The following is a 20,621-nucleotide window of genomic DNA, read 5'->3' on the forward strand; positions in this document are numbered from 1 at the left end:
ACATCGCCACCAGGCCCGCGCTCATCGGCCCGCGCTCACCAGGACATGCGGGGCCCTGTGAGGAAGATGTTCGGCTCGGGTAACCGAGGGCGCACCAGCGCGAAAAACCCGCGACCTACGGTCAAGACATGGTCAATTCCGGCAATCCTCAGCACCTTGTGGTGATCGGCGGTGGCATGGTCGCGCAGCGGCTCGTCGAGGCGCTGCGCGCCCGGGACGACGCCGGTCGCTACCACGTCACCGTCTTCGCCGAAGAGCCCCGCGCGCCCTACGACCGCGTGGGCCTGACCCGCTGGTTCGACGAGGGCCCCGAGGGCATCGCCCTGGGCGACCCGGCCCTGTGGGCGGACCCGCTCGTCACCCTGCACACCGACCGCAAGATCGAGTCGATCGACCGCGCGGCGAAGACCGTCACGGACCGCCTCGGCCACGTGCACCCCTACGACGAGCTGGTGCTCGCCACGGGCTCCAGCGCCGCGATGCCGCCCATCCCCGGGAACGACCTCCCCGGCGTCTTCGTCTACCGCACCATCGACGACGTCGCGGCCCTGCGCGGCTGGGTCGAGGAGAAGCGCCGGAGCTACCCGGAGGGCAAGCCGGTCCGCGGCGCCGTCATCGGCGGTGGCCTGCTCGGCCTGGAGGCTGCCGGAGCCTTGACCGCGCTGGACGCGCAGGCCACCGTGATCGAGTTCGGCACGCACCTCATGGGCGTGCAGGTCGACCTCGGCGGCGGCCACGCGCTGAAGCGCCTGATCAACGGCAAGGGCATCGGCGTCCGCGCCGAGACCGCGACGAGCCAGATGAAGCCGCACCGCCGCACGGGCCACGTCGGCCGGCTCGACTTCGCGGACGGCGGGCGGCTCGACGTCGACGTCGTCGTGGTCGCCACGGGCGTGCGTCCCCGGGACGAGCTCGGCCGGGCGGCCGGGCTGCCGGTCGGCGAGCGCGGCGGCGTCGTCGTCGACCTGACCTGCCGTACCGAGGACCCGCACGTCTGGGCCGTCGGCGAGGTCGCCTGCATCGAGGGCCGCTGCCTGGGCCTGGTGGCGCCCGGCAACACGATGGCCGAGGTGGTCGTGGACCGGCTGCTCGGCGGTCTGGCCGAGTTCCCCGGGGCCGACACCGCGACCAAGCTCAAGCTCTCCGGCGTCGACGTGGCCTCCTTCGGCGACGCGCACGCCCGGACCGAGGACGCCGTCGAGGTGGTCTGGGCCGACCCGGTGGCCGGCGTCTACAAGAAGCTTGTCCTGTCCGACGACGCCCGCACCCTCCTGGGCGGCGTCTTCGTGGGCGACGCCGCGCCGTACGCGAGCCTGCGCCCCATGCTCGGCGCGGAGCTCCCGGGCGACGACCCCAGCGCGTTCCTGCTCCCGGAGGGCGGCGGGGCCGCCCCCGGTCTGGAGCTCCCGGACGGCGCCAACGTCTGCTCCTGCAACAGCGTCTCGGCGGGCACCATCCGGGGCGCCGTCACCGAGCACCAGTGCACCGACGTGCCGGGCGTGAAGGCGTGCACCCGCGCCGGCACCACCTGCGGCGCCTGCCTGCCGCTGGTCAAGAAGCTCGTGGACACCGAGCTGGAGCGCGCGGGCATCGAGGTCAGCACGGCCCTGTGCGAGCACTTCGAGATGTCCCGCGCCCAGCTCTTCGACGCCGTCCGGGTCGCCGACCTGCACTCGTTCAGCGACATCGTGGCCAGGTTCGGGAGCGGCCCGACGGCGGACGGCGGCGCGGTCACCACCGGGAAGGGCCGCGGCTGCGACATCTGCAAGCCGGTCGTCGCGTCCATCCTGGCGAGCCTCGGCAACGGGCACATCCTGGCCGGCGAGCAGTCCACGCTCCAGGACACCAACGACCACATGCTCGCCAACCTGCAGAAGGACGGCACCTACTCGGTGGTGCCCCGGATGCCCGGCGGCGAGGTCACGCCCGAGGGACTGATCGTGGTCGGCGAGGTCGCGCGCGACTTCGGGCTGTACACGAAGATCACGGGCGGCCAGCGCATCGACATGTTCGGCGCCCGGGTGGAGCAGCTCCCGGACATCTGGCGCCGCCTGGTCGACGCCGGCTTCGAGTCCGGGCACGCCTACGGCAAGTCGTTGCGCACCGTGAAGTCGTGCGTCGGGTCCACCTGGTGCCGCTACGGCGTGCAGGACTCCGTGGGCATGGCCGTCGAGCTGGAGCTGCGGTACCGCGGCCTGCGCTCGCCCCACAAGCTCAAGATGGGTGTGTCCGGCTGCGCCCGCGAGTGCGCGGAGGCGCGCGGCAAGGACGTGGGCGTCATCGCGACGGACAAGGGCTGGAACATCTACGTGGGTGGCAACGGCGGGCAGACGCCGCGGCACGCGAGGCTGCTCGCCGAGGACCTGACCTCCGAGGAGCTCCTGCGCACCATCGACCGCTTCCTCATGTACTACGTGCGCACGGCCGACCGGCTGCAGCGCACCGCGCCGTGGATCGAGGAGGTCGACGGCGGCCTGGAGGGCGTGCGCGAGGTGATCATGGACGACTCCCTCGGCATCTGCGCCGACCTGGACGCCGCCATGGCCCGGCACGTCGAGAACTACGAGGACGAGTGGAAGGCCGTGCTGGAGGACCCGGAGAAGCTGCGCCGGTTCTCCTCCTTCGTCAACGCCCCCAAGGACGCCGACCCGTCGCTGGCCTACGTGACCGAGCGAGGCCAGCGCCGTCCGGCGACGTCGGCCGAGCGCGCGTCCGGCGTCGTCATCGCAGGCCCCAAGCTGGAGGTACGAGCATGACCGTCAACGACGTCGCGGACCCCCGGGTCGCCGGGGAACCCGCGCCTCCGGGCCGCTGGGAGCGCGCCTGCCTGCTCGCCGACCTGTTCCCCGAGCGCGGCGCGGCCGCGCTCTTCGGGGACGTCCAGATCGCCCTCTTCCGCCTGCCCGACGACGCCGCCTACGGCGTCCACGCCGGGCGGGTGTACGCCGTGCAGAACCTTGACCCGTTCTCGGCGGCGCACGTCATGTCGCGCGGGATCGTCGGCACCCGGGCCGGTGAGCCCACCGTGGCGGCGCCGGTCTACAAGCAGGTGTTCTCCCTGGCCACGGGCACGTGCCTGGCGATGGCGGACAAGTCTCCGAAGGACGACCTCCCGGCAGACCTCGTGACCTACCCGGTCGAGGTCCGCGAGGACGTGGTCTACGTGGGTCTGCCGTGACGACGGGGCGGGTGACGCTCGTCGGGGGTGGGCCCGGTGCCGTCGACCTGCTGACCGTGCGGGCCTGGCGGGCGCTGCAGGCGGCCGACGTCGTGGTGGCCGACCGGCTCGGCCCCGTCGAGATCCTCGCCGAGCTCCCGCCGCACGTCCGCGTGGTCGACGTCGGCAAGGAGCCCGGCCGGCACCCCGTGCCTCAGGAGCGCATCAACGAGCTGATCGTGGAGCACGCGCTGGCGGGCGCCCACGTGGTGCGGCTCAAGGGCGGGGACCCGTTCGTGCTCGGCCGGGGCGGCGAGGAGGTGCTCGCGTGCGTCGCGGCCGGCGTGCCGGTCGAGGTGGTTCCCGGCATCACGTCCGCCGTCGCCGTGCCGGGGCTGGCCGGCATCCCGCTCACCCACCGCGGGGTCACCACGGGCTTCCACGTGGTCTCGGGCCACTGCGCCGCGGGGCCCACCGCGGGCACGTCCGGGCCGCTCGACGAGGCCGCGCTCTCCTGCGTGCGGTTCGGCACGGCTACGCTTGTCGTACTGATGGGGGTGCGGTCCCTCGGCGCGATCGTGGCGCAGTGCCTGGCCGCAGGCGCCGATCCCGGAACTCCCGTGGCGATGGTGGAGAACGGTTCCACGCCGGAGCAGCGTGTCACGCGGGCCCGTCTCGACGAGGCGGCCGGTGTGGCGGCGGCCCGTGGTGTGCGGTCGCCCGCGGTCGTCGTCATCGGCCACGTGGCCGCGGCTGGGCTTCTGGAGGGTACGAGTGAGCGACGTCTGGCAGGTGCCGGTGTCTGACGTCGCAGCGCCCGCCCGCGCCGAGGCCGCCCACCCGACGCTGGGCCAGGTCATGGCCGGCGCGACCGTGCTCGTCACGGCGGAGCGCCGGGCCTCCGAGCTCGCCGCAGCCCTGGAGCGGCGCGGCGCCACGATCCGGCACGCGCCCGCCCTCAGCATGATCCCGCACGTCGACGACGAGACGCTGATCGCCGCGACGCGCGCCATCGTCGCCGCGCCGCCGGACGTCCTGGTGGTGACGACCGGGATCGGGTTCCGCGCCTGGATCGAGGCCGCCGACGCGCACGGGCTCGCCGAGCCGCTGCTCGGCATGCTCACCGGGATCCGGCTTGTCGCGCGGGGCCCCAAGGCCCGCGGGGCGATCCAGGCCGCCGGCCTGCAGGCCGACTGGGTGGCCGAGTCCGAGACGTCCGCCGAGGTGGCGGAGGTGCTGCTCAGCGAGGGTGTGCAGGGGCTGCGCATCGCGATCCAGCACCACGGCGCGGGCGCCGACGGGCTGGACGACGTGTTCGAGAAGGCCGGCGCCCAGGTCGCGAGCCTCGTCGTCTACCGCTGGGGCCCCGCGCCGGACCCGACGGCGGTCCGCGACTCCGCGCACGCGGTGGCCGACGGCGAGATCGACGCCGTGGTCTTCACGTCCGCGCCGGGCGCCGAGGCCTGGCTGCAGGCCGTCGAGGCCGAGGGCCTGGTCGACCGGGTCCGCGCGCGGTTCGCCGACGGCGGCACGGTCGCCGCCGCCGTCGGGCCCGTGACGGCCAAGCCGCTGGAGCATCGCGGGATCGTGCCGCTGCAGCCCGAACGCGGGCGGCTCGGCGCGCTCGTGCGCGCGCTGGTGGGGCACTACGAGCACATCGAGTCCGTGGCGCTCAGCACGGTCGCCGGGTCGCTGGTGATCCGGGCGCGCGTCGCGGTGCTGGACGGCAAGGTGCTGCCGCTGTCCCCGACCGGCGTCGCGGTGCTGCGGCTGCTCGCGGCGGCGGAGGGCGACGTCGTACCGCGCGAGGAGGTGCTCGCCGCGCTGCCGGGCGACTCGCAGGACACGCACGCCGCGGAGGTCGCGATCGCCCGGCTGCGCGAGGCGGCGGGCCGCCGCGACCTGATCCGCACCGTGGTCAAGCGGGGCTACCGCATCGAGCTGGCCTGACTCCCAGGTCCGGGTTCATTCCCTTCGAGGCCCGAGTTTCTCCGCTTTGAAGCCGCTCAAAGCGGAGAAAGTCGGGCCTCGAAGCGGATCGGCGGCGAACGGGAGTCAGCCGGCCAGCCTGAACGCGAGCTCCGTGTCCCATTCGCCCATGTCCGGCTGCTCGGCGGGGTCCGTCAGGTAGAACTCGAACCGGCCCGCCCACGCGTCGCCGGCGTCGGTGTCGTGCCGGTCGAACGTGAGCCCCTCCGCGGCGGCCCACTCCAGGAGCGCGCCGGTGGCGTCGACCAGCCCGTCGGGGTGGCCGTGGTGCACGGTCGTCACGTAGCGCCCGGCCGGGATGCTGCCCACGGCGACGTCGCCCGCGGAGGTGAGCGCGGCGCCGTCAGGCACCGGGAAGCCGACCTCGACGACGAGGCCGTTCGCCATGTCGATCACGTGGTAGCGAAAGTACGGGGCGCCGGCGGGGTGCGAGCCGCGCTCGGCGAGCCAGCCGGCGATCTCGGGGATGCGGTCCGCGATCCTCGCGATCTCCCTCATCGTGACGGTGTCCGTGATGCCGGCGGTGGGGGTCTCGGGTCGGGTCTCGACGCGGTAGGTGCTCATGGGGTGCGGACCACCCGGGCCGGCGGAACTCATCGGTGCCGTACCGTCCCGACTCGACGGTTCCGCTCTCCGTGCCCGACGGACCGCATCGTTTTCGGTGCGCCGTCCGTCAGGAAGCACGAACGGGGAGAGGAGGCGCTTCGATGGCGCAGTGGGAGGCCGAGCTCGCGGAGCTCGCGACGCGACGTGGCGGGGCGCTGGTGGGCTACGCGTACTCGTTGTGCCGCAACAAGGCGCAGGCCGAGGACCTGGTGCAGGACGCGCTGGTCAAGGTGTTCTCACGGCTGCGCCGTCGCTCCGGGACGGCCGACGGCGGGCAGCAGGTCGTGGACCTGGAGGAGCCCCGCCTCACCAACTCCGAGGCGTACGTGCGCCAGGCGATCCTGACGATCTACCTCGACGGCTACCGACGGAACAACCACTGGACCGGCCTCAAGCACCTCCTGGCCGCCGACGAGAGCGCGCCCGGGGCGGACCGGGTCGCGACCGCGCGGGTCGACGTGGGCGTGGCCCTCGCCCGGCTCTCCCCGCGGCAGCGCGAGGCGGTGGTGCTGCGGTTCTTCGACGACCTGACGGTGCCGCAGATCGCGGAGGCGCTGGGCACCCGGCCGGGCACGATCAAGCGGTACCTGTCGGAGGCGATCGAGGTGCTGCGTGGGTCGCTCGCCGAGATCGCGGCGCCCGCGATGGACAGCGCGCTCGACGGGCGGCTGGACGTGGTGGCCGGTGCGGTGCGCCGCCGTCGGACGGCGAAGGTGGGTGCCGTGGCCGGTGTGTCGATGGTGCTGGCCGTGGTGCTCGCGTGGGGCGCGTTCGCGGTCAAGCCGTGGATCCGCTCGGAGCCGCTGCCCGCCGACGACAAGATCGAGTACACGCCGGGGTACGTGCCGGCGAGCTGGCCAGAGGACGTCGGGGTGTACTGCGGCATGCCGGTCGAGGAGCTGGAGGCGATGGACACGGGCACGTTCGACCTCGAGATCAGCGGTGACCTGGCGGCCGAGACGGATGGGCACACCTCGTTCTGGAGCCTGCCGGTGACGATCTCCGGCGAGGTACCGGACGGCATCTTCGACGAGGACTTCGCCTACATGACCTCGCCGCTGATCGTCTGGGCGCACGACGGTCGGATCGTCGACCTCCCAACCCACTGGAGCGATCTGAACAACGACGAGGCACCTCAGGCGCTCGTTGAGCAGGGGACCTGGACCGGGCCGGCCGGCGCCGGGAACGCGTCGTCCTGCCGAGCGGACACGCTGGTCGAAGACACCCGTAGATACGACAACGAACGTGCTGGCGGGCGGTACGAGCTGCTCGCGATCGTCGCCGACCCTGCCGATTTCCAGGACGCCTTTCTGGTCAGCGACCCGATCACCGTGGACCTGGACAGCGGCGTGGCGCCAATGCCGACGCCCTAGGCACGCCCGGCCGCGTCCACGAGCTCCTCGCAGATTGCCTCGACCTCGCCATCATCGTTCTGCCGTTCCCACCCGTCAGGGAGGATGAAAGCGAGAGGGGGCGTCACAGATGGCGCAGTGGGAGAGCGAGCTCGAGGAGCTCATGGCGCGGCGGGGCCGCGCGCTGGTCGGATACGGGTACACGCTGTGCCGGGACCGGACGCAGGCCGAGGACCTGGTGCAGGACGCACTCGTGAAGGTGTTCTCGCGCCTGCGCCGCCCGCGCGGCATGGCGGACGACGGCGGGCAGGTCGTGGACCTGGACCAGCCCCGGCTGACGAACGCGGAGGCGTACGTGCGCCGGGCGATGCTGACCATCTACCTGGACGGCTACCGGCGGCAGACGAGCTGGACGGGCATCAAGCACCTGCTGGCCGACGAGGACCGCGCGCCCGCGGCGGAGCGCGTCGCGACGGCGCGGGTCGACGTCGGGGTGGCGCTGGCCAAGCTCTCGCCGCGGCAGCGCGAGTCGGTGGTGCTGCGGTTCTTCGAGGACATGACGGTGCCGCAGATCGCGCAGACCCTCGGCACGAGCCAGGGCACGATCAAGCGGCACCTGTCCAACGCGATGGAGGTGCTGCGCGGCTCGCTCGCGGAGATCACGGTGCCCGAGATGGACACGGCGCTGGACGAGCGGCTCGACGTGGTCTCGGGCCTGGTGCGCCGCCGTCGTGCGGTGAAGGTGGGCGCGCTGGGCGGCGCCTCGCTGGTGCTCGCCGGCGTGCTGGCGATGGCGGCGCTGTGGGGGCCGGCGCGGCTCCTGTCCGAGCCGGTGGTCCCGGCCACGCAGAGCCCGGAGGTGTCGAACGCGGCCGCCGGCGGCTGGGTACCGATGCAGTGGACCGACCAGGGCCCCCAGTACCGGTGCGGCATGGAGGTCACGGAGCTGACGTCGACGGCCGACACCGTGGAGCTGGAGCTGACCGGCGACCTGACGGTCGACGGGTACGGACTCACCGCCCCGGTGCGCATCACCCGCACCGACGCCGAGGGCCCCGCGCTCAGCGGCGGTTACCCCATGCTGGTCTTCGCCCAGGACGGCCAGGTGGTCGACCTCGGGGCGGGCTGGCACGAGGGCGGTTACCCGCTGCCTGACGCCGGGAAGTCCCAGGACGACGTCGCCGAGGCCGCCGCGGCCACGGCGTGCGGCGACTGGACGGTGGGCATGATCGCCGAGACCTTCCTGGAGCCGCGCCCGGCCGGCACCTACGACGTCTACGCCGTCATGCCCTGGAACGACGGCGAAGGGACGAGCGGGATGGCCGTCAGCGAGCCCGTCACCCTGGAGGTGCCGGAGGTCGACGTACCCGCCGAGGAGCCCCTGACCGTCGACATCCGCGACGGCTACCAGCCCGAGTGGCTGGAGGGCACCCGCCTGGCCTGCGGCGCCCACGCGTCGGACATCCCGCAGGGCACCCATGTGCCCGCGGAGCGCGGGGACCTGCGGCTCTCGGCAGATACCAACGGTGCGTCCCTCACGCCCACCGAGGTGACGGTCACGTTCACCGAGACCGCAGGGAAGGCCGTCGACACCACCCGCACTCCGGTCACCCTGGTCTGGCTCAGTGCGGGACGCGTGGTCGGGGTGGGCCGGGACGTCTGGTCCGAGCCGGAGGAGGCCCTCCAGGTCGACGCCAAGGGTGACACGTCCGTCGTCGTACCGGTCGAGCCGGACCTCACCTGCCTCACCGATCCCGACGCCGGGCTGCCGGACGGCGGCTACACCCTCTACGCCTTCACCGAGATCGACCCGGCGTCGGACGGCGAACCGCAGTACCTGGCCACGGCAGCGTTCGCCGACTACTACATCGGCGAGTGACCAACGAAACCTCCGGACGGCGCGTCATGTGGGTTGTGGAGACGATGACAGCACACACGCACCGGGGAGGTGGCCATGGCGGTATGGGAGAACGAGCTCGATGAGCTCATGCGGACGCGCGGCAGCGCGCTGGTCCGCTATGCCTACATGCTCTCCGGCGACCGCGCGCTCGCCGAGGACCTGGTCCAGGACGCACTGGTGAAGGTCTACTCGCGGCTCCGCCGCCCCGGCCGGGGCGGCGGGGTGGGCGTGGCGGCGGGCAGCCGGGCGCACGACCTCGACTCGCCGTTCACCAACGTGGAGGGCTACGTGCGGCGGGCGGTCCTGACCATCTACCTGGACGGCTACCGCAAGCGGCAGCGCTGGTCCGGGATCAAGCACCTGATGGCGGACGACCCCAGCACCCGCGGCGCCGACCAGGCGGCGTCGGCACGGGTCGACGTGATGACGGCGCTCGCGAAGCTCGGCGCCCGGGAGCGCGCCTGCGTGGTGCTGCGCTACTTCGAGGACATGACGGTGCCGCAGATCGCGGACGCCCTGGGCACCGCCCAGGGCACGGTCAAGCGGTACCTGTCCGACGCGACCAAGAACCTGCAGGAGATCCTGCGCCCCGACGACTTCCGACCCGCCGAAGGGAGGGCCGCCCGATGAGCCTCGACGACCTGAACGACCGTTCCGACCAGAACGACTTCCTGAGCGGCGCACTCCATGGCGCCGCCGACGCGATGCCCGGAGGGGAGGTGGACGACTTGCACGTCTCGTTCTCGGTGGTGCGCGACCGCGTGCGACGGCGCCGTGCCGCGAAGGTCGGCAGCCTCGCCGGCGCCAGCCTGGTGGTGGCGGGTGTGCTCGCCTTCGGCGTCACGCAGACGCCGTTGTGGGACAACGCCGACCCGGTGGTGCCCGGGACGCCGAGCGAGATCGTGGCCCCCAACCGGTCCGCGGACCCGACCGGCGAGCCGTCCCCGTCGGGACCGCCCGCGACGAGCGTGATCCAGGAGGGGTACGTGCCCTCCTGGTTGGACTGGAGCGACCTGGCCTGCGGTATGCCGGTGGCGGACCTGGAGACGACGGCGGCGGGCTGGTCCGCGGCGTCGATCGGCGACATCTACTCCGTGACCTCGGAGCAGGGCGGCGAGCCCTCGACTACGTGGGGCATGGCGGCGGCGGTCGCGGGGACCGACGGGTCGCTCGACGTCCCGCCGGTCCTGGTCTGGAGCCAGGACGGGGTGGTGGTGGACCTGGGGACGAACGTCTTCGAGGCGCCGGTGCTCCGCGAGCCCCTGGTGGGTTCCGCGGGGGACGCGACCGAGGCCCAGGGGGGTGCGTTCACCACGTGCGCGCCCGTCGAGACCGAGACCGTCGACACCTTCGGGACACCCCTGCCCGCGGGCGACTACGAGGTCCGGGTGGTCGCCTTCCCGCAGACCGCTTCGGGGGCATTCGCGACGGCGGTGAGCGAGCCGGTCGAGGTGCGCCTCGACGCCGACGGCGCGCACACCCCCATCGGTGAGCGCGGCGGCGACGCGACCATCGAGCCGCCGGAGCCCGTCGAGGGCGAGCTCACCCGCATGGTCCTGGACCGCAGCACGAGCTGGGTCTCTGCGGAGCAGACGCAGTTCCGGTACATCACGACCGGCACTCCGGTGATCACCGCCGAGTGCGAGAGCGCCGACCCCGGGGACGTGGTGTCGATCGAGGTGGTGCTGCACTCCGGCGAAGCGTTCATGTCCGTCGACGTCCCCTGTGACGGCGAGCGGTTCGTGTCTGAGCCCGTGGTGGGCGGCGGCGAGGAGGTCGTGGACATCCGGCTGGCGAGTGTGCCCGACGGCGTCGCGCGGTTCTGGGCGACCCTCGCCCCGAACGCCGACGGCAGCGGCGGCGAAGCCGCCGGCGACTGCTCCGCGGACGGTCTCGACCTGGCCTACGACCCGGCGAACTCGCCGAGCGACGGGGCCGGGACGAAGGCGGCGGCCATCGTGGACGCGGTGCTGGCCTGCGACTCCGACCAGCTCATGGGGCTGGCGAACCAGGACGGCACGGAGCTCATGTTCGGAACCGAGACGGCGGAGCAGACCTTCGCCCTGCCCGACACGGACACGCAGCAGTACCGGACGCTGGTCAGGCTGCTGGCCGGCACCGGGGGCGCCGTCGCCGGAGAGAGCGGGGGCGTCCCCACGGTCGTCTGGCCGCGTGTCTCCACCGAGGAGTTCCGCGACTCGGACGAGGCGTGGCAGGAGGTGGTGGACGCGGGCCTGCTCACGCAGGAGCAGGCCGACTCGCAGCGAGCCGACACGACCTTCGGGTACACGGGCATGGTGATCGGCATCGGCGAGGACGGCACCTGGCGGTACTACTCCGCCACTGACTGACCCCGCCGTCGTCGGGCCCGGACCCGCCCGGCCTGATAATCAGCTCGGCCGAAAAAGTTCGGCCAGCGTCCCAACGGTTCCTGCGCCCTGCTCGTATGTGGGTAAGAGCGGGGCGCAGGGCCCGCAGGCGAGGGGACGAGAACGTGATCGGGCAGACGACGGGGCCGGGACCGGACAGGCTGTGTGATGAGCGCCCGCTGGGACGATGAGCTCACGGAGCTCGTGACCCGCCGGGGCCGCGCGCTCGTGGGGTACGGGTACGCGCTGACGGGCGACGTGCGCCGCGCGGAGGACCTGGTGCAGGACGCGCTGGTGCGCGTCTTCCGGCGGTTCCGCCGCCCGGAGGCCGCGGGTGCCGAGGGCTACACGGCGTTCCCGCTGAACGACGGCGGGAACCACGCGGGCATCGAGGCGTACGTGCGCCGGACGATGCTCAACCTCTACGTCGACGAGACCCGGCGGTTCACGCTGTGGCGCAAGGCCCAGCCCAAGGTGGCCGTCGAGGACCGGGTGCGGGCGCCGGCGTCGGACATCACCGCCCGTGCCGACGTGACCGCCGCGCTGCGCGGCCTGAGCCCGCGCCAGCGTGCCTGCGTCGTGCTGCGTTTCTACGACGACCTCACCGTGCCCCAGATCGCCGAGACGCTCGGCATCTCGCAGGGCACGGTCAAGAGATACCTGGCCGACGGGATCAGCGCCCTGCGCGGGGTCCTTGTGCCGGAAGGAGAGCTTCGATGAGCGGGCACGACGACCACGGCGCCGAGGACCTGGGCATCGGCCGCGACGTGCTGCGGCAGACCATCGACGCGCTGGTCTCGGGAGCCACGCCCTCCGACGTGCCCAGCGCGCCGGAGGAGAACCTCGGGCTGCTGCGGCGCAGGGTGCGCACCTGGCGGGTCGCGAAGGCCGGCGCGATGGGGCTGGGCACGGCCGCCGTCGTGGGCGCGCTCGCGTTCAGCGCCGCGCAGGCCTCGACCTTCACGCGGTCCGAGCCGCTGCCCGGGCGCCCCACGATCGAGGCCACCGAGACGGGTCCGGTGCCGTCGGAGATCCCGACGACCCGCCCCTCGCCGGGCCCGACGGCGTCGGTGAGCCCGTCGCCGTCGCCGTCGGCCACCCCGGATCCGATGCCGTCGGGCGCCGCGGCCGTCGAACCGAGCGCTGACCCGAGTGCCTCCTCGGTGGCCACGAACGAGCCCGACCCGATCACCGCGACCTACGTCGACGGGTACGTGCCGCAGGGCTGGCTCGACAGCTTCGGGATCGAGGGGCTCGACGCACACTGCGGTATGGCTGTCGAAGACCTGCTGAGCGCACCGGACGGGGGCTTCGACCTCGAGACGACGAGCAGTCTGAGCGCGCGACAGGACGGGGGCTGGCGAGCGCGGACACGGCTCACCGGTGACGCCGCCGCCCTCAGCGGCTATCTGGACCCGATGCTGGTCTGGGTGCAGGACGGCGTGGTGGTCGACCTCCCGTCCAACACTGCCTCCAACCTGAGCTACTACGCACCCGAGGAGGGCGCTGCGGAGGGGCCGTGGGACCTGGAGGCACTGACGCAGACCACCAACGCGTGCGCCGCCGAGATCGAGGGTTCGGAGGAGGACTTCCCGCCGGTGTACACGCACCTGCGCGAAGGCGGCACGTACGACGTCTACGCCGTGATGCCGGTGTTCGGTGAGGACGACGACGTCTGGCTTCCTGCCTCCGAGCCGGTGCGCGTGACGCTGGAGGACGGTTCGGGCCGGGCGCAGTAGCTCGCGAGGACGGCGGTGCTACGGCGGCGGCCCCAGCGCTCCAGGCGCTCGGGGCCGCCGGGCAGCCGGCCGAGCACGCGGTACCGCCACGTGTTGAGCGGCAGCAGGTAGGCGTGCGCCCACGGCGGGCGCAGCGGGAGGCCGAGCTCGCGCATGCTGCGCACCCCGAGGAACGCCGTGAGCATCGACAGCAGCCGCTCCCGCTCGAACCGTGCCCGGGCCGGCTGCCACCACGACGGTCCGCGGTAGGTCCGCTCGGCCTGCGCGGCGACGACGGCCCGGGCGAGCCGCGGCCCGGCGCCCGACACCCCGGCCTGGGCGAGCAGCACGTGGTGGTTGAGCCGGTGCCGCGTCCACTCGTCGTCGACCAGGAAGTCCGGGTGCACGCCCATCAGGTGCCCCACCCACTTCCACAGGTGCATCAGGGCCCGGCTGTCCGACGGCGGGATCCGCACCCCCAGCGCCCGGCAGCCCAGGATCAGCGTGCCGTCGAACAGCCCGAGCGTCGCCGCCTGGTCGGCCTGGTTGATCGGCAGGCCCCAGCGGGCGGTGTCCCAGGCGTCCTGCCCGGTGCGGCCGGCGAACGATGCGCCGACCAGGGCGTGCATGACCCGGACGTGCAGGGTCGCGCGCCACGCGGGGGCGAAGGGCCGCAGCGCGCCCGGTTCGGTCAGCCCGACCGTCCACTCCTGGGTCTCCGCGAGCCGGCGCAGCGTCCCGCCGGTCAGGGCGCCGGTCGCCACGAGCAGGTCCGTGGGCCCGCCGAACCGGTACCCGCCGACGAGCGAGAGCTGGAGCAGCACGTCGGCCGCGTTCTGCCCGAGCCGCCGCTGCACTTCGGCCCCCTGCTCGACCAGGTCCCAGTCCACCCAGCCGGGCACGTCGGTGACCTCGGCGAGGAACCGCCGCAGCGCCCGGGGCTGCCCCTGATTGCTGGCCCCCTCCTGCCCCTCGGAAGTGAGATCGGTCGGCTGCGTCGAGATCGGTCCATCAACCGACCGGTCTCGATGCAGCCGACCGATCTCATTACCCGGCCGGGGCAAGGAAGCGGTCGGCGGGTCCGCCGGGCCCGCGAGCGCCGCCCGCAGCATCGCCTGCGTGACCCGCCCCGGCGTCCCGGCCGGCAGGCGCATGGCCGCGGCGAGCGCCGCCCCGGCATCATCCGCCTCGTAGAACGCGCGGCCGATGCGGTCGAGCAGGGCCTCGTCGACCCCGCGCACCCGTCCGAGCACGCGCAGCGGCCGGCCGATCCGCGCCCCGCGGGCCTCGGCGGAGCGGAACCGGCGCGGGTACGCGGCGGCGCGTGCGACGTCGTCCACAGGGTTGTCCACCGGTTCGGCCATGTCCTCATCCTGACCCGGACGGCTCCGGTGGACCAGGACCCGACCCGCAGAATGGGCCCGTACGCGCCACAACCTCCTGGCGGCCTGGTTCGTCGACACGGTCAGGACGGCAGGAAGGAGCCGGTGATGGGCTGGCACGAAGACCTGGAGCAGCTCGCCACGCATCGTGGCGGCGCGCTCGTGGGGTACGCCTACACGCTGTGCGGCGACGTGCGGCAGGCGGAGGACCTGGTGCAGGAGGCGCTGGTCAGGTACTGCTCGCGCCTGGTCGGGCGAGGCGGGCGGCGCGGCCGCGCGTCGGGCATGCGCGCCGTGCCCCTGGATGGGGACGGGGACGACGGCGAGGGCCGGGGCCGGGCGGTGCAGCACCCCGAGGCGTACGTGCGCCGGATGGTGCTGAACCTGTACCTCGACGGCTGGCGGCGGACCAAGCGGTGGGCGGACATCGCCCCGCGCGTCGCCGTGGACGACGCCCCGTTCCCCGACTCCGGGATCACGGCGCGGGCGGACGTCGTGCACGCGCTGGCCCGGCTCACGCCCCGGCAACGCGCGGCCGTGGTGCTGCGCTACTTCGAGGACATGACGATCGCGCAGGTCGCGCAGGCGATGGGCACCGCGCCGGGCACGGTCAAGCGCTACCTGCACGACGCCCTGCGCACGCTGCGCGACGTGCTCGAACCGGTGGAAGCGACGACGGAAGGGAACCAGCGATGAACCGGCACGACGACTCCAGGGACCAGGACCACGGCTGGGTGGACCCCGCCGGTTCGGGCCTGCTGGCGCAGACCCTCGGCGCGATGGCGGACGGCGTGGACCCGGCGTCGCCCACCGGCCCCGCGGCGGCGATACCGGCCATGAGCAAGCGGGTGCGCCGGCGGCGCGGGGCCAAGCTGGGCGGGCTCGGCGGGGGTGCGCTCGCGGTGGCGGGCGCCCTGGTGCTCGGGGCCGTACAGCTCGTGCCCTCGGACCAGCCCGAGGTGCTGCTGCCGGGGGCGACGGTGCCCTCGCCCTCGCCCTCGCCCACGCAGTCCTCCCTGTCGTCGTCCGGGCCGGACCTCCCGATCCAGGACGGTTACCAGCCTCCCTGGCTCGAATGGAGCGACCTGACGTGCGGTATGCCGGTTGCCGACCTGGAGTCCACAGCACAGGGCTGGTCGGTCGAGGCGGCCGGCGACATCTACGAACGGCCGGCAGATCTCGGCGGCGGCGATTCCCGGACGGTGCGGGGCATGGCGGCGACGGTCCAGCAGGGGGGCGGGGTGCTCCAAGGCGCCCCCGTGCTGGTGTGGAGCCAGGACGGCATGGTGGTGGACCTGGGAGACGACGTCTTCGAGGGGTCGGACCTGCGCGCTCCGCTGGTCGGTTCCGGCGCGGATGCGATCGAGGCCAAAGGGAGTGCGTTCACGACGTGCGCGCCCAGCGGATCCGGTGAGAGCACTGCCATGGAGACGCCGCTGCCCGAGGGCGACTACGAGGTACGGGTGGTCGCCTTCCCGCAGGTCGAGTCCGGTTGGAAGACGGCGGTGAGCGAGCCGGTGCCGGTCCGGATCGACTCCGGCGGTGCACACAGCCCGACCGGGGAGCGTGGTGGCGAGTCGGCGATCGAGTTCCCGGAGCCGGTCGGCGGCCAGGTCGCGCGGTTCGAGCTGGATCGCACCACCGACTGGGTCACCGCGGAGCTGATCCAGCCCGGCTACTCGTCCGACACGCCGATGCGGGTCATGGGCCAGTGCGATGGAGGGGACCCGGAGGCCACGCTGCCGATCGAGGTCGTGCTGTGGCCCACGGGCGACGTGCTCGCGTCCACCCAGATCAGTTGCGACGGAGCCGAGGCCGGGAGCGAGGTCGACGTCCAGGCCGGCGAAGGGGCGATCCTCGACATCCGGCTGCCGAGCATCCCGGACGGGGTCGGGCGGGCCTGGGTCTCCCTCGAACCGGCCACGCCCCAGGGTGGAGACGCCGCGGGCCAGTAACCGCTCGACGTGTCAGGCGCTCAGGTCACCCCGGTGACCTGAGCGTCTGACACGTGGGCCGGGGGACCGGCACGGGCGGAGATAATGGCCGGATGACGGACCAGACACTGACCCACGCACAGTCCGCAGCAGACCAGCCCGCAGCAGACCGGATCGACCCGGTCCAGCCCGCGGTCGTCCCCCAGGAGGCCCGCGCCCACGCGGCCGACCTGGGCGAGTTCGTCGCGGCGTCGCCGTCGTCCTACCACGCGGCCGCCGAGGTGGCCCGGCGCGCGCAGGCGGCCGGCTTCACGCTGCTGGCCGAGGACGCCACCTGGGGCGTCACCCCGGGCGGGCGCTACGTCGTGGTCCGCGACGGCTCGGTCATCGCCTTCACCGTGCCCGACGCCGCGGGCCCCACCACGCCGTTCACCATCGTGGGCGCCCACACCGACTCCACGGGCTTCAAGCTCAAGCCCAAGCCGACCACGCACGGCGCGGGCGGCTGGTGGCAGGTCGGGGTCGAGGTCTACGGCGGCCCGCTGCTCAACTCCTGGCTCGACCGCGAGCTGGAGCTGGCCGGGCGGATCGTCACGCACGACGGCACCGAGCACCTGGTGCGCACCGGCCCCATGCTGCGCATCCCGCAGCTCGCGATCCACCTGGACCGGGGCGTCAACGACAACGGGCTCGCCCTCGACAAGCAGCGTCACACCCAGCCCGTCTGGGGCCTCGGCGACGCGCAGAGCGCGGACGTCCTGGCTGCGCTCGCGGGGGACGCAGGCGTCGACCCCGCGGACATCGGTGGCTACGACGTGGTGCTGGCGGAGACGCAGCCGGCCCGGGCCTTCGGCGCGGGGCAGGTCCTGTTCGCGTCCGCGCGGCTCGACAACCTGCTCTCCACGCACGCGGGCCTGACGGCGCTGCTCGGCCGGGCCGCTGGCCCGGAGGGCGGGAAGGGCACGAGCGTCGAGATGTTCGCGGCCTTCGACCACGAGGAGATCGGCAGCGCCTCCCGCTCCGGCGCGGCGGGCTCGTTCCTGGAGGAGGTGCTGGTCCGCGTCTCCACGGCGCTGGGCGCCACGCCCGAGGAGCGCTCGCGCGCGTTCGCGGCATCGCTGCACGTGTCGTCCGACGTCGGGCACGCGGTGCACCCGAACTACCCCGAGCGGCACGACCCGGCCAACCACCCCGTCGCCGGGGGCGGCCCGATCCTCAAGATCAACGCCAACCAGCGCTACGCCACGGACGCGCACGGCGCGGCCGCCTGGAACGCGGCGTGCCGCGACGCGGGGGTGCCCACCCAGGAGTTCGTCTCCAGCAACGTGGTGCCGTGCGGGTCCACGATCGGACCCATCTCGGCGACCCGGCTGGGCATTCGCACTGTGGATGTCGGAGTGCCAATTTTGTCGATGCACTCCGCCCGTGAGCTCACCGCGGTGGTCGATCCCTGGTACCTCTCGCGCGCGATGAGGGCCGTCCTCGGCGGGTGAAAAGTCGAATCGTCCCGCTACGAGGCGAGAAGGACGGTTGATCGGGGCGACCTGCGCTTTTGCATGTTTCCGTTGGTTCTGTCCGGGTATACATTTGGCGCAATGCGGACAGGAGTTGGACGTTTGTCCAAGAAAGAATCGGCCTGACCTGCGAAAACGTCCAGTCCTCGTACTTCATCGGTTTGGAAGAAAATACCTAGTACCGTCCAGATGCATGGACCTCGTGGGGGTGATACCACTGTGGTCATCCAGAGCCGTGAACTCGGCAAAAGAGAAATGCCGGACCATCAGGAGCCCCCTGTGCCTCGTGCAACCGTACGCACCTGCGCCCGATGCGGCTGTGTCCTCAGCCGCTACAACTCCGAAGCCCGTTGTGCCGCGTGCCGGCGCACCGAGTCAGTTCCCGTGGTGTCGCTGCCCAGCGTGCCGTCACGGGTCTGGCAGGACGAAGCCGTCCGCTCGGCGCTCGCCGACTGGGACTTCGGTCAGGTCAGCCGCATGGTGCGGCAGCTCGTCCCGCTGCGGCAGGAGGACGTGGCAGCCCTGACGGGGCTGAGCCAGTCCTACCTGTCGATGCTGGAGTGCGGTGACCGCCGTCTGACCGACGTCTCGCGCGTCGTCCAGTTCCTCACGGGGCTGGGCACGCCGCCGGACCTGGTGCGGCTCCCGCTCCCGGGGATCAGCCCGCTGCCCGCCGCCGTCGAGCCCGCGCGGGCCACGACGTCCGGCCAGGTCGGCAGCGCTCCGGTGGTCGTGACGCCGACGGCGCCGGACCCCACGCTGCCGTGGACGGCCGACCGCATGCTCACCGCGCTCCGCCTGGCGCACGTCGCCGACAGCACGGCGGACTGGCTGCCCTCGGACGCGAACGGCCCCGTGTCGGCCACCGCGATGAGCGACGCCGCCGGGACGGACACGCCGCGGCCGGCGTCGGGCATCGCGCTGAACTCGATGATCCAGCGCTGGGACGCCGAGCAGGCCGAGCCGCTGCGCCGGGCCACGGTCGGCACCCGGGTGTCGCTGGAGCTCTGCGGGCACCTCCAGGGCACGCTCGACGAGCTGCGGGTCATGGACAAGGGCTCGGGCAGCGGCGCCGTCGCCGACCTGGCCCGCGCCCACCTCGCCCTGGTGGTCCGGATCCTGGAGCGCAGCACGTACGACGAGGTCACGGGCCGGCTGCTCGCCGCCGTCGCCGCGGACACCGCCACGCAGGCGGGCTGGTTCGCGTTCGACGCGGGGCGCACGGACTCGGCGCGCGCCTACATGCTCGCCGGCCTGCGGGCCGCGCACGCGGCCGCCGACGACCGGCTCGGCGCGGGCGCGCTGTCCTACCTCGCGATCCACGGCTACTCCAGCGGCGACCCGCGGGACGCGGTGCGCGCGGCGGAGGCCGGGCGGCGTCGGATCGCCCGCCTGGACGCGCCGCACCTCTCCGCGACCCTCCTGACCCGGCAGGCCCGCGGCCACGCGGCCGCCGGCGAGGGCGAGGCCGCGCGCCGGGCCCTCGGCGAGGCCTCCGAGCTGTGCGCCCGCGGCCGGGGCGAGGACGACCCGCACTGGCTGTACTGGATGAACGAGGGCGAGATCCACGGGCAGTCCGGTTCGGCCCACCTCGCGCTCGGCAACACGGCGCGCGCCGTGGAGAGCTTCGGGCACGCGATCCGGGCCGAGCGCGCGGGTGAGCGCCGCACGCACGGCCTGTTCCTCAGCCGGGCGGCCCAGGCGCACGCCCGGGCCGGCGACCTCGACGCGGCCTGCGCCACGGGCGAGGAGGCGGTGAGCATCGCGGAGACCGTGCAGTCGGCGCGGCTGCGGGAGCACCTGCGGGACCTGTCCGCCGACCTGCGGCGCGGCGGTTCCACGCGGCGCTCCGGTGTGGGAGCGCGGGTGCTGACCGAGCGGATCGCGGCGCTGGCGTCGTGACGGCCCCGCCCACCTCCGGTGGCGACGTCCGGACCGGCGATGCCAGGGCCCTGGTGCTCTGGGACATCGACCGGACCCTCGTCTACGTCGGGGAGGTGGACCGGACGGCATACCGGGAGGCGTTCGCCGAGGTCGTGGGACGACCCGCCGAACGCCTCCCGGCCAAGGGGACCGGCGTGACGATGCCGCTGGCCATCCGTGGCCTGCTCGCCGACAACGGGGTGCCCGGGCACGAGGCCGAGCAGCTGCTCCCGCGCATGCTCGCGGCGGTGCCGGTGCGCTTCGCGGCCCACACCGACGACGTGCGCCGCCTCGGGACCGTGCTTCCCGGGGCGATGGGCGCCCTCGAGGCGGTCGCGGCCGAGCCCGACCTGGTGACCACGGTCCTGACGGGCAACCTCGAGGAGAACGCCCGGATCAAGCTCGGCGTCTTCGGCATGGACCAGTACGTCGACGCGGCGGTGGGCGGCTACTCGTCCGACGACGCGCACCGCCCCGCGCTGGTGGCGGTCGCCCAGCGGCGCGCCGGCGACAAGTACGCGAGCACGTTCCACAAGGGCAACACCGTGATCGTCGGGGACTCGCTGGAGGACGTGCGCACCGGGCTCGAGGGCGGCGCGCGCGTCGTGGCCGTGGCCTCGGGGACCACGCCGGCGGACCGGCTCGCCGAGGCGGGGGCCGACGTGGTGCTGCCCGACCTGACCGACTCGGGCCGGCTGATCCAGGAGATCCGCGTGCTCACCGACACCGCGGGACCCGCGTAGGAGCAGCCGGATCCCTGGTCCGGCGCCCTTGAGG

Annotated in this window: 17 protein-coding genes; 15 read left to right on the plus strand and 2 right to left on the minus strand. The window is 73.5% G+C overall.

Annotated elements, in window-relative coordinates; all coding sequences use genetic code 11:
- Window positions 1-128 precede the first annotated feature (128 nt).
- Genes nirB through ACIPN7_RS03185 form a run of 4 tightly spaced genes read left to right on the plus strand, consistent with a single transcriptional unit; the run spans window position 129 to window position 5,107 of the window.
- On the plus strand, window positions 129-2,756 hold the full coding sequence (gene nirB / locus ACIPN7_RS03170) for a nitrite reductase large subunit NirB (RefSeq protein WP_400537889.1): 2,628 nt from the start codon (window positions 129-131) through the stop codon (window positions 2,754-2,756).
- Window positions 2,753-3,178, plus strand: coding sequence for a nitrite reductase small subunit NirD (gene nirD, locus ACIPN7_RS03175; protein WP_400537891.1), 426 nt, complete (start codon window positions 2,753-2,755; stop codon window positions 3,176-3,178). Before nirB ends, nirD begins: the two co-directional genes overlap by 4 nt.
- Window positions 3,175-3,963 (plus strand): uroporphyrinogen-III C-methyltransferase, encoded by a 789-nt coding sequence (gene cobA, locus ACIPN7_RS03180; RefSeq protein ID WP_400537893.1) that lies wholly within the window; start codon window positions 3,175-3,177, stop codon window positions 3,961-3,963. The genes nirD and cobA overlap by 4 nt, the downstream gene beginning before the upstream one ends.
- A 52-nt stretch (window positions 3,964-4,015) precedes the next feature.
- Complete coding sequence (locus ACIPN7_RS03185) at window positions 4,016-5,107, plus strand: uroporphyrinogen-III synthase (RefSeq protein WP_285107707.1); 1,092 nt, start codon at window positions 4,016-4,018, stop codon at window positions 5,105-5,107.
- Window positions 5,108-5,212: 105 nt separating this feature from the next.
- Here ACIPN7_RS03185 and ACIPN7_RS03190 read toward each other — a convergent pair whose 3' ends face one another.
- A complete protein-coding gene (locus ACIPN7_RS03190; RefSeq protein ID WP_400537895.1) occupies window positions 5,213-5,710 on the minus strand; it encodes a GyrI-like domain-containing protein in 498 nt (165 codons plus the stop codon).
- Between the two features lie 143 nt (window positions 5,711-5,853).
- Here ACIPN7_RS03190 and ACIPN7_RS03195 point away from each other — a divergent pair, with 143 nt between their 5' ends.
- From ACIPN7_RS03195 to ACIPN7_RS03220, 6 genes are all read left to right on the plus strand, one after another.
- Window positions 5,854-7,125 carry an RNA polymerase sigma factor gene (locus tag ACIPN7_RS03195; RefSeq protein ID WP_400537897.1) on the plus strand — a complete coding sequence of 424 codons (1,272 nt, stop codon included), beginning with the start codon at window positions 5,854-5,856 and terminating at the stop codon, window positions 7,123-7,125.
- Window positions 7,126-7,234: 109 nt separating this feature from the next.
- A complete protein-coding gene (locus ACIPN7_RS03200) occupies window positions 7,235-8,983 on the plus strand; it encodes an RNA polymerase sigma factor (protein WP_400537898.1) in 1,749 nt (582 codons plus the stop codon).
- 75 nt (window positions 8,984-9,058) lie between these two features.
- Window positions 9,059-9,634, plus strand: a complete 576-nt coding sequence (locus ACIPN7_RS03205) for a sigma-70 family RNA polymerase sigma factor (protein WP_400537900.1) — start codon at window positions 9,059-9,061, stop codon at window positions 9,632-9,634.
- Complete coding sequence (locus ACIPN7_RS03210; RefSeq protein ID WP_400537902.1) at window positions 9,631-11,355, plus strand: hypothetical protein; 1,725 nt, start codon at window positions 9,631-9,633, stop codon at window positions 11,353-11,355. The genes ACIPN7_RS03205 and ACIPN7_RS03210 overlap by 4 nt, the downstream gene beginning before the upstream one ends.
- A gap of 186 nt (window positions 11,356-11,541) precedes the next feature.
- The gene (locus ACIPN7_RS03215) at window positions 11,542-12,093 is read left to right on the plus strand and encodes a sigma-70 family RNA polymerase sigma factor (protein WP_400537904.1); all 552 of its coding nucleotides are present in this window, start codon (window positions 11,542-11,544) and stop codon (window positions 12,091-12,093) included.
- Window positions 12,090-13,112 (plus strand): hypothetical protein, encoded by a 1,023-nt coding sequence (locus tag ACIPN7_RS03220; RefSeq protein WP_400537906.1) that lies wholly within the window; start codon window positions 12,090-12,092, stop codon window positions 13,110-13,112. The genes ACIPN7_RS03215 and ACIPN7_RS03220 overlap by 4 nt, the downstream gene beginning before the upstream one ends.
- Here ACIPN7_RS03220 and ACIPN7_RS03225 read toward each other — a convergent pair.
- Window positions 13,010-14,455 (minus strand): oxygenase MpaB family protein, encoded by a 1,446-nt coding sequence (locus ACIPN7_RS03225; RefSeq protein ID WP_400537908.1) that lies wholly within the window; start codon window positions 14,453-14,455, stop codon window positions 13,010-13,012. The two genes, ACIPN7_RS03220 and ACIPN7_RS03225, sit on opposite strands and share 103 nt — an antisense overlap.
- Before the next feature lie 126 nt (window positions 14,456-14,581).
- On the opposite strand from ACIPN7_RS03225, the gene ACIPN7_RS03230 reads away from it, so the two are divergent.
- The 5 genes from ACIPN7_RS03230 to ACIPN7_RS03250 all read left to right on the plus strand — a co-directional run bounded on the left by ACIPN7_RS03230 (window position 14,582) and on the right by ACIPN7_RS03250 (window position 20,587).
- Window positions 14,582-15,169 carry a sigma-70 family RNA polymerase sigma factor gene (locus ACIPN7_RS03230; RefSeq protein ID WP_400537910.1) on the plus strand — a complete coding sequence of 196 codons (588 nt, stop codon included), beginning with the start codon at window positions 14,582-14,584 and terminating at the stop codon, window positions 15,167-15,169.
- A complete protein-coding gene (locus ACIPN7_RS03235; RefSeq protein WP_400537912.1) occupies window positions 15,166-16,428 on the plus strand; it encodes a hypothetical protein in 1,263 nt (420 codons plus the stop codon). The genes ACIPN7_RS03230 and ACIPN7_RS03235 overlap by 4 nt, the downstream gene beginning before the upstream one ends.
- A gap of 92 nt (window positions 16,429-16,520) precedes the next feature.
- Window positions 16,521-17,900, plus strand: a complete 1,380-nt coding sequence (locus tag ACIPN7_RS03240; RefSeq protein ID WP_400537914.1) for a M18 family aminopeptidase — start codon at window positions 16,521-16,523, stop codon at window positions 17,898-17,900.
- 408 nt (window positions 17,901-18,308) lie between these two features.
- Entirely contained in the window at window positions 18,309-19,823 is a 1,515-nt protein-coding gene (locus ACIPN7_RS03245) for a helix-turn-helix domain-containing protein (RefSeq protein WP_400537916.1), read from the plus strand.
- Entirely contained in the window at window positions 19,820-20,587 is a 768-nt protein-coding gene (locus ACIPN7_RS03250) for an HAD hydrolase-like protein (RefSeq protein WP_400537918.1), read from the plus strand. The genes ACIPN7_RS03245 and ACIPN7_RS03250 overlap by 4 nt, the downstream gene beginning before the upstream one ends.
- The last annotated feature ends 34 nt before the right edge of the window (window positions 20,588-20,621 follow it).

This window comes from Promicromonospora sp. NPDC090134 (genome assembly GCF_044746965.1).
Classification (GTDB): domain Bacteria; phylum Actinomycetota; class Actinomycetes; order Actinomycetales; family Cellulomonadaceae; genus Promicromonospora.

Coding starts and splice junctions, on each gene's coding strand:
- nirD (WP_400537891.1), top strand. CDS start 2,753: ATGACCGTCAACGACGTCGCGGACCCCCGGGTCGCCGGGGAACCCGCG.
- ACIPN7_RS03190 (WP_400537895.1), bottom strand. CDS start 5,710: ATGAGCACCTACCGCGTCGAGACCCGACCCGAGACCCCCACCGCCGGC.
- ACIPN7_RS03210 (WP_400537902.1), top strand. CDS start 9,631: ATGAGCCTCGACGACCTGAACGACCGTTCCGACCAGAACGACTTCCTG.
- ACIPN7_RS03215 (WP_400537904.1), top strand. CDS start 11,542: ATGAGCGCCCGCTGGGACGATGAGCTCACGGAGCTCGTGACCCGCCGG.
- ACIPN7_RS03220 (WP_400537906.1), top strand. CDS start 12,090: ATGAGCGGGCACGACGACCACGGCGCCGAGGACCTGGGCATCGGCCGC.
- ACIPN7_RS03205 (WP_400537900.1), top strand. CDS start 9,059: ATGGCGGTATGGGAGAACGAGCTCGATGAGCTCATGCGGACGCGCGGC.
- ACIPN7_RS03240 (WP_400537914.1), top strand. CDS start 16,521: ATGACGGACCAGACACTGACCCACGCACAGTCCGCAGCAGACCAGCCC.
- ACIPN7_RS03225 (WP_400537908.1), bottom strand. CDS start 14,455: ATGGCCGAACCGGTGGACAACCCTGTGGACGACGTCGCACGCGCCGCC.
- ACIPN7_RS03230 (WP_400537910.1), top strand. CDS start 14,582: ATGGGCTGGCACGAAGACCTGGAGCAGCTCGCCACGCATCGTGGCGGC.
- ACIPN7_RS03195 (WP_400537897.1), top strand. CDS start 5,854: ATGGCGCAGTGGGAGGCCGAGCTCGCGGAGCTCGCGACGCGACGTGGC.
- ACIPN7_RS03235 (WP_400537912.1), top strand. CDS start 15,166: ATGAACCGGCACGACGACTCCAGGGACCAGGACCACGGCTGGGTGGAC.
- nirB (WP_400537889.1), top strand. CDS start 129: ATGGTCAATTCCGGCAATCCTCAGCACCTTGTGGTGATCGGCGGTGGC.
- ACIPN7_RS03185 (WP_285107707.1), top strand. CDS start 4,016: ATGGCCGGCGCGACCGTGCTCGTCACGGCGGAGCGCCGGGCCTCCGAG.
- ACIPN7_RS03200 (WP_400537898.1), top strand. CDS start 7,235: ATGGCGCAGTGGGAGAGCGAGCTCGAGGAGCTCATGGCGCGGCGGGGC.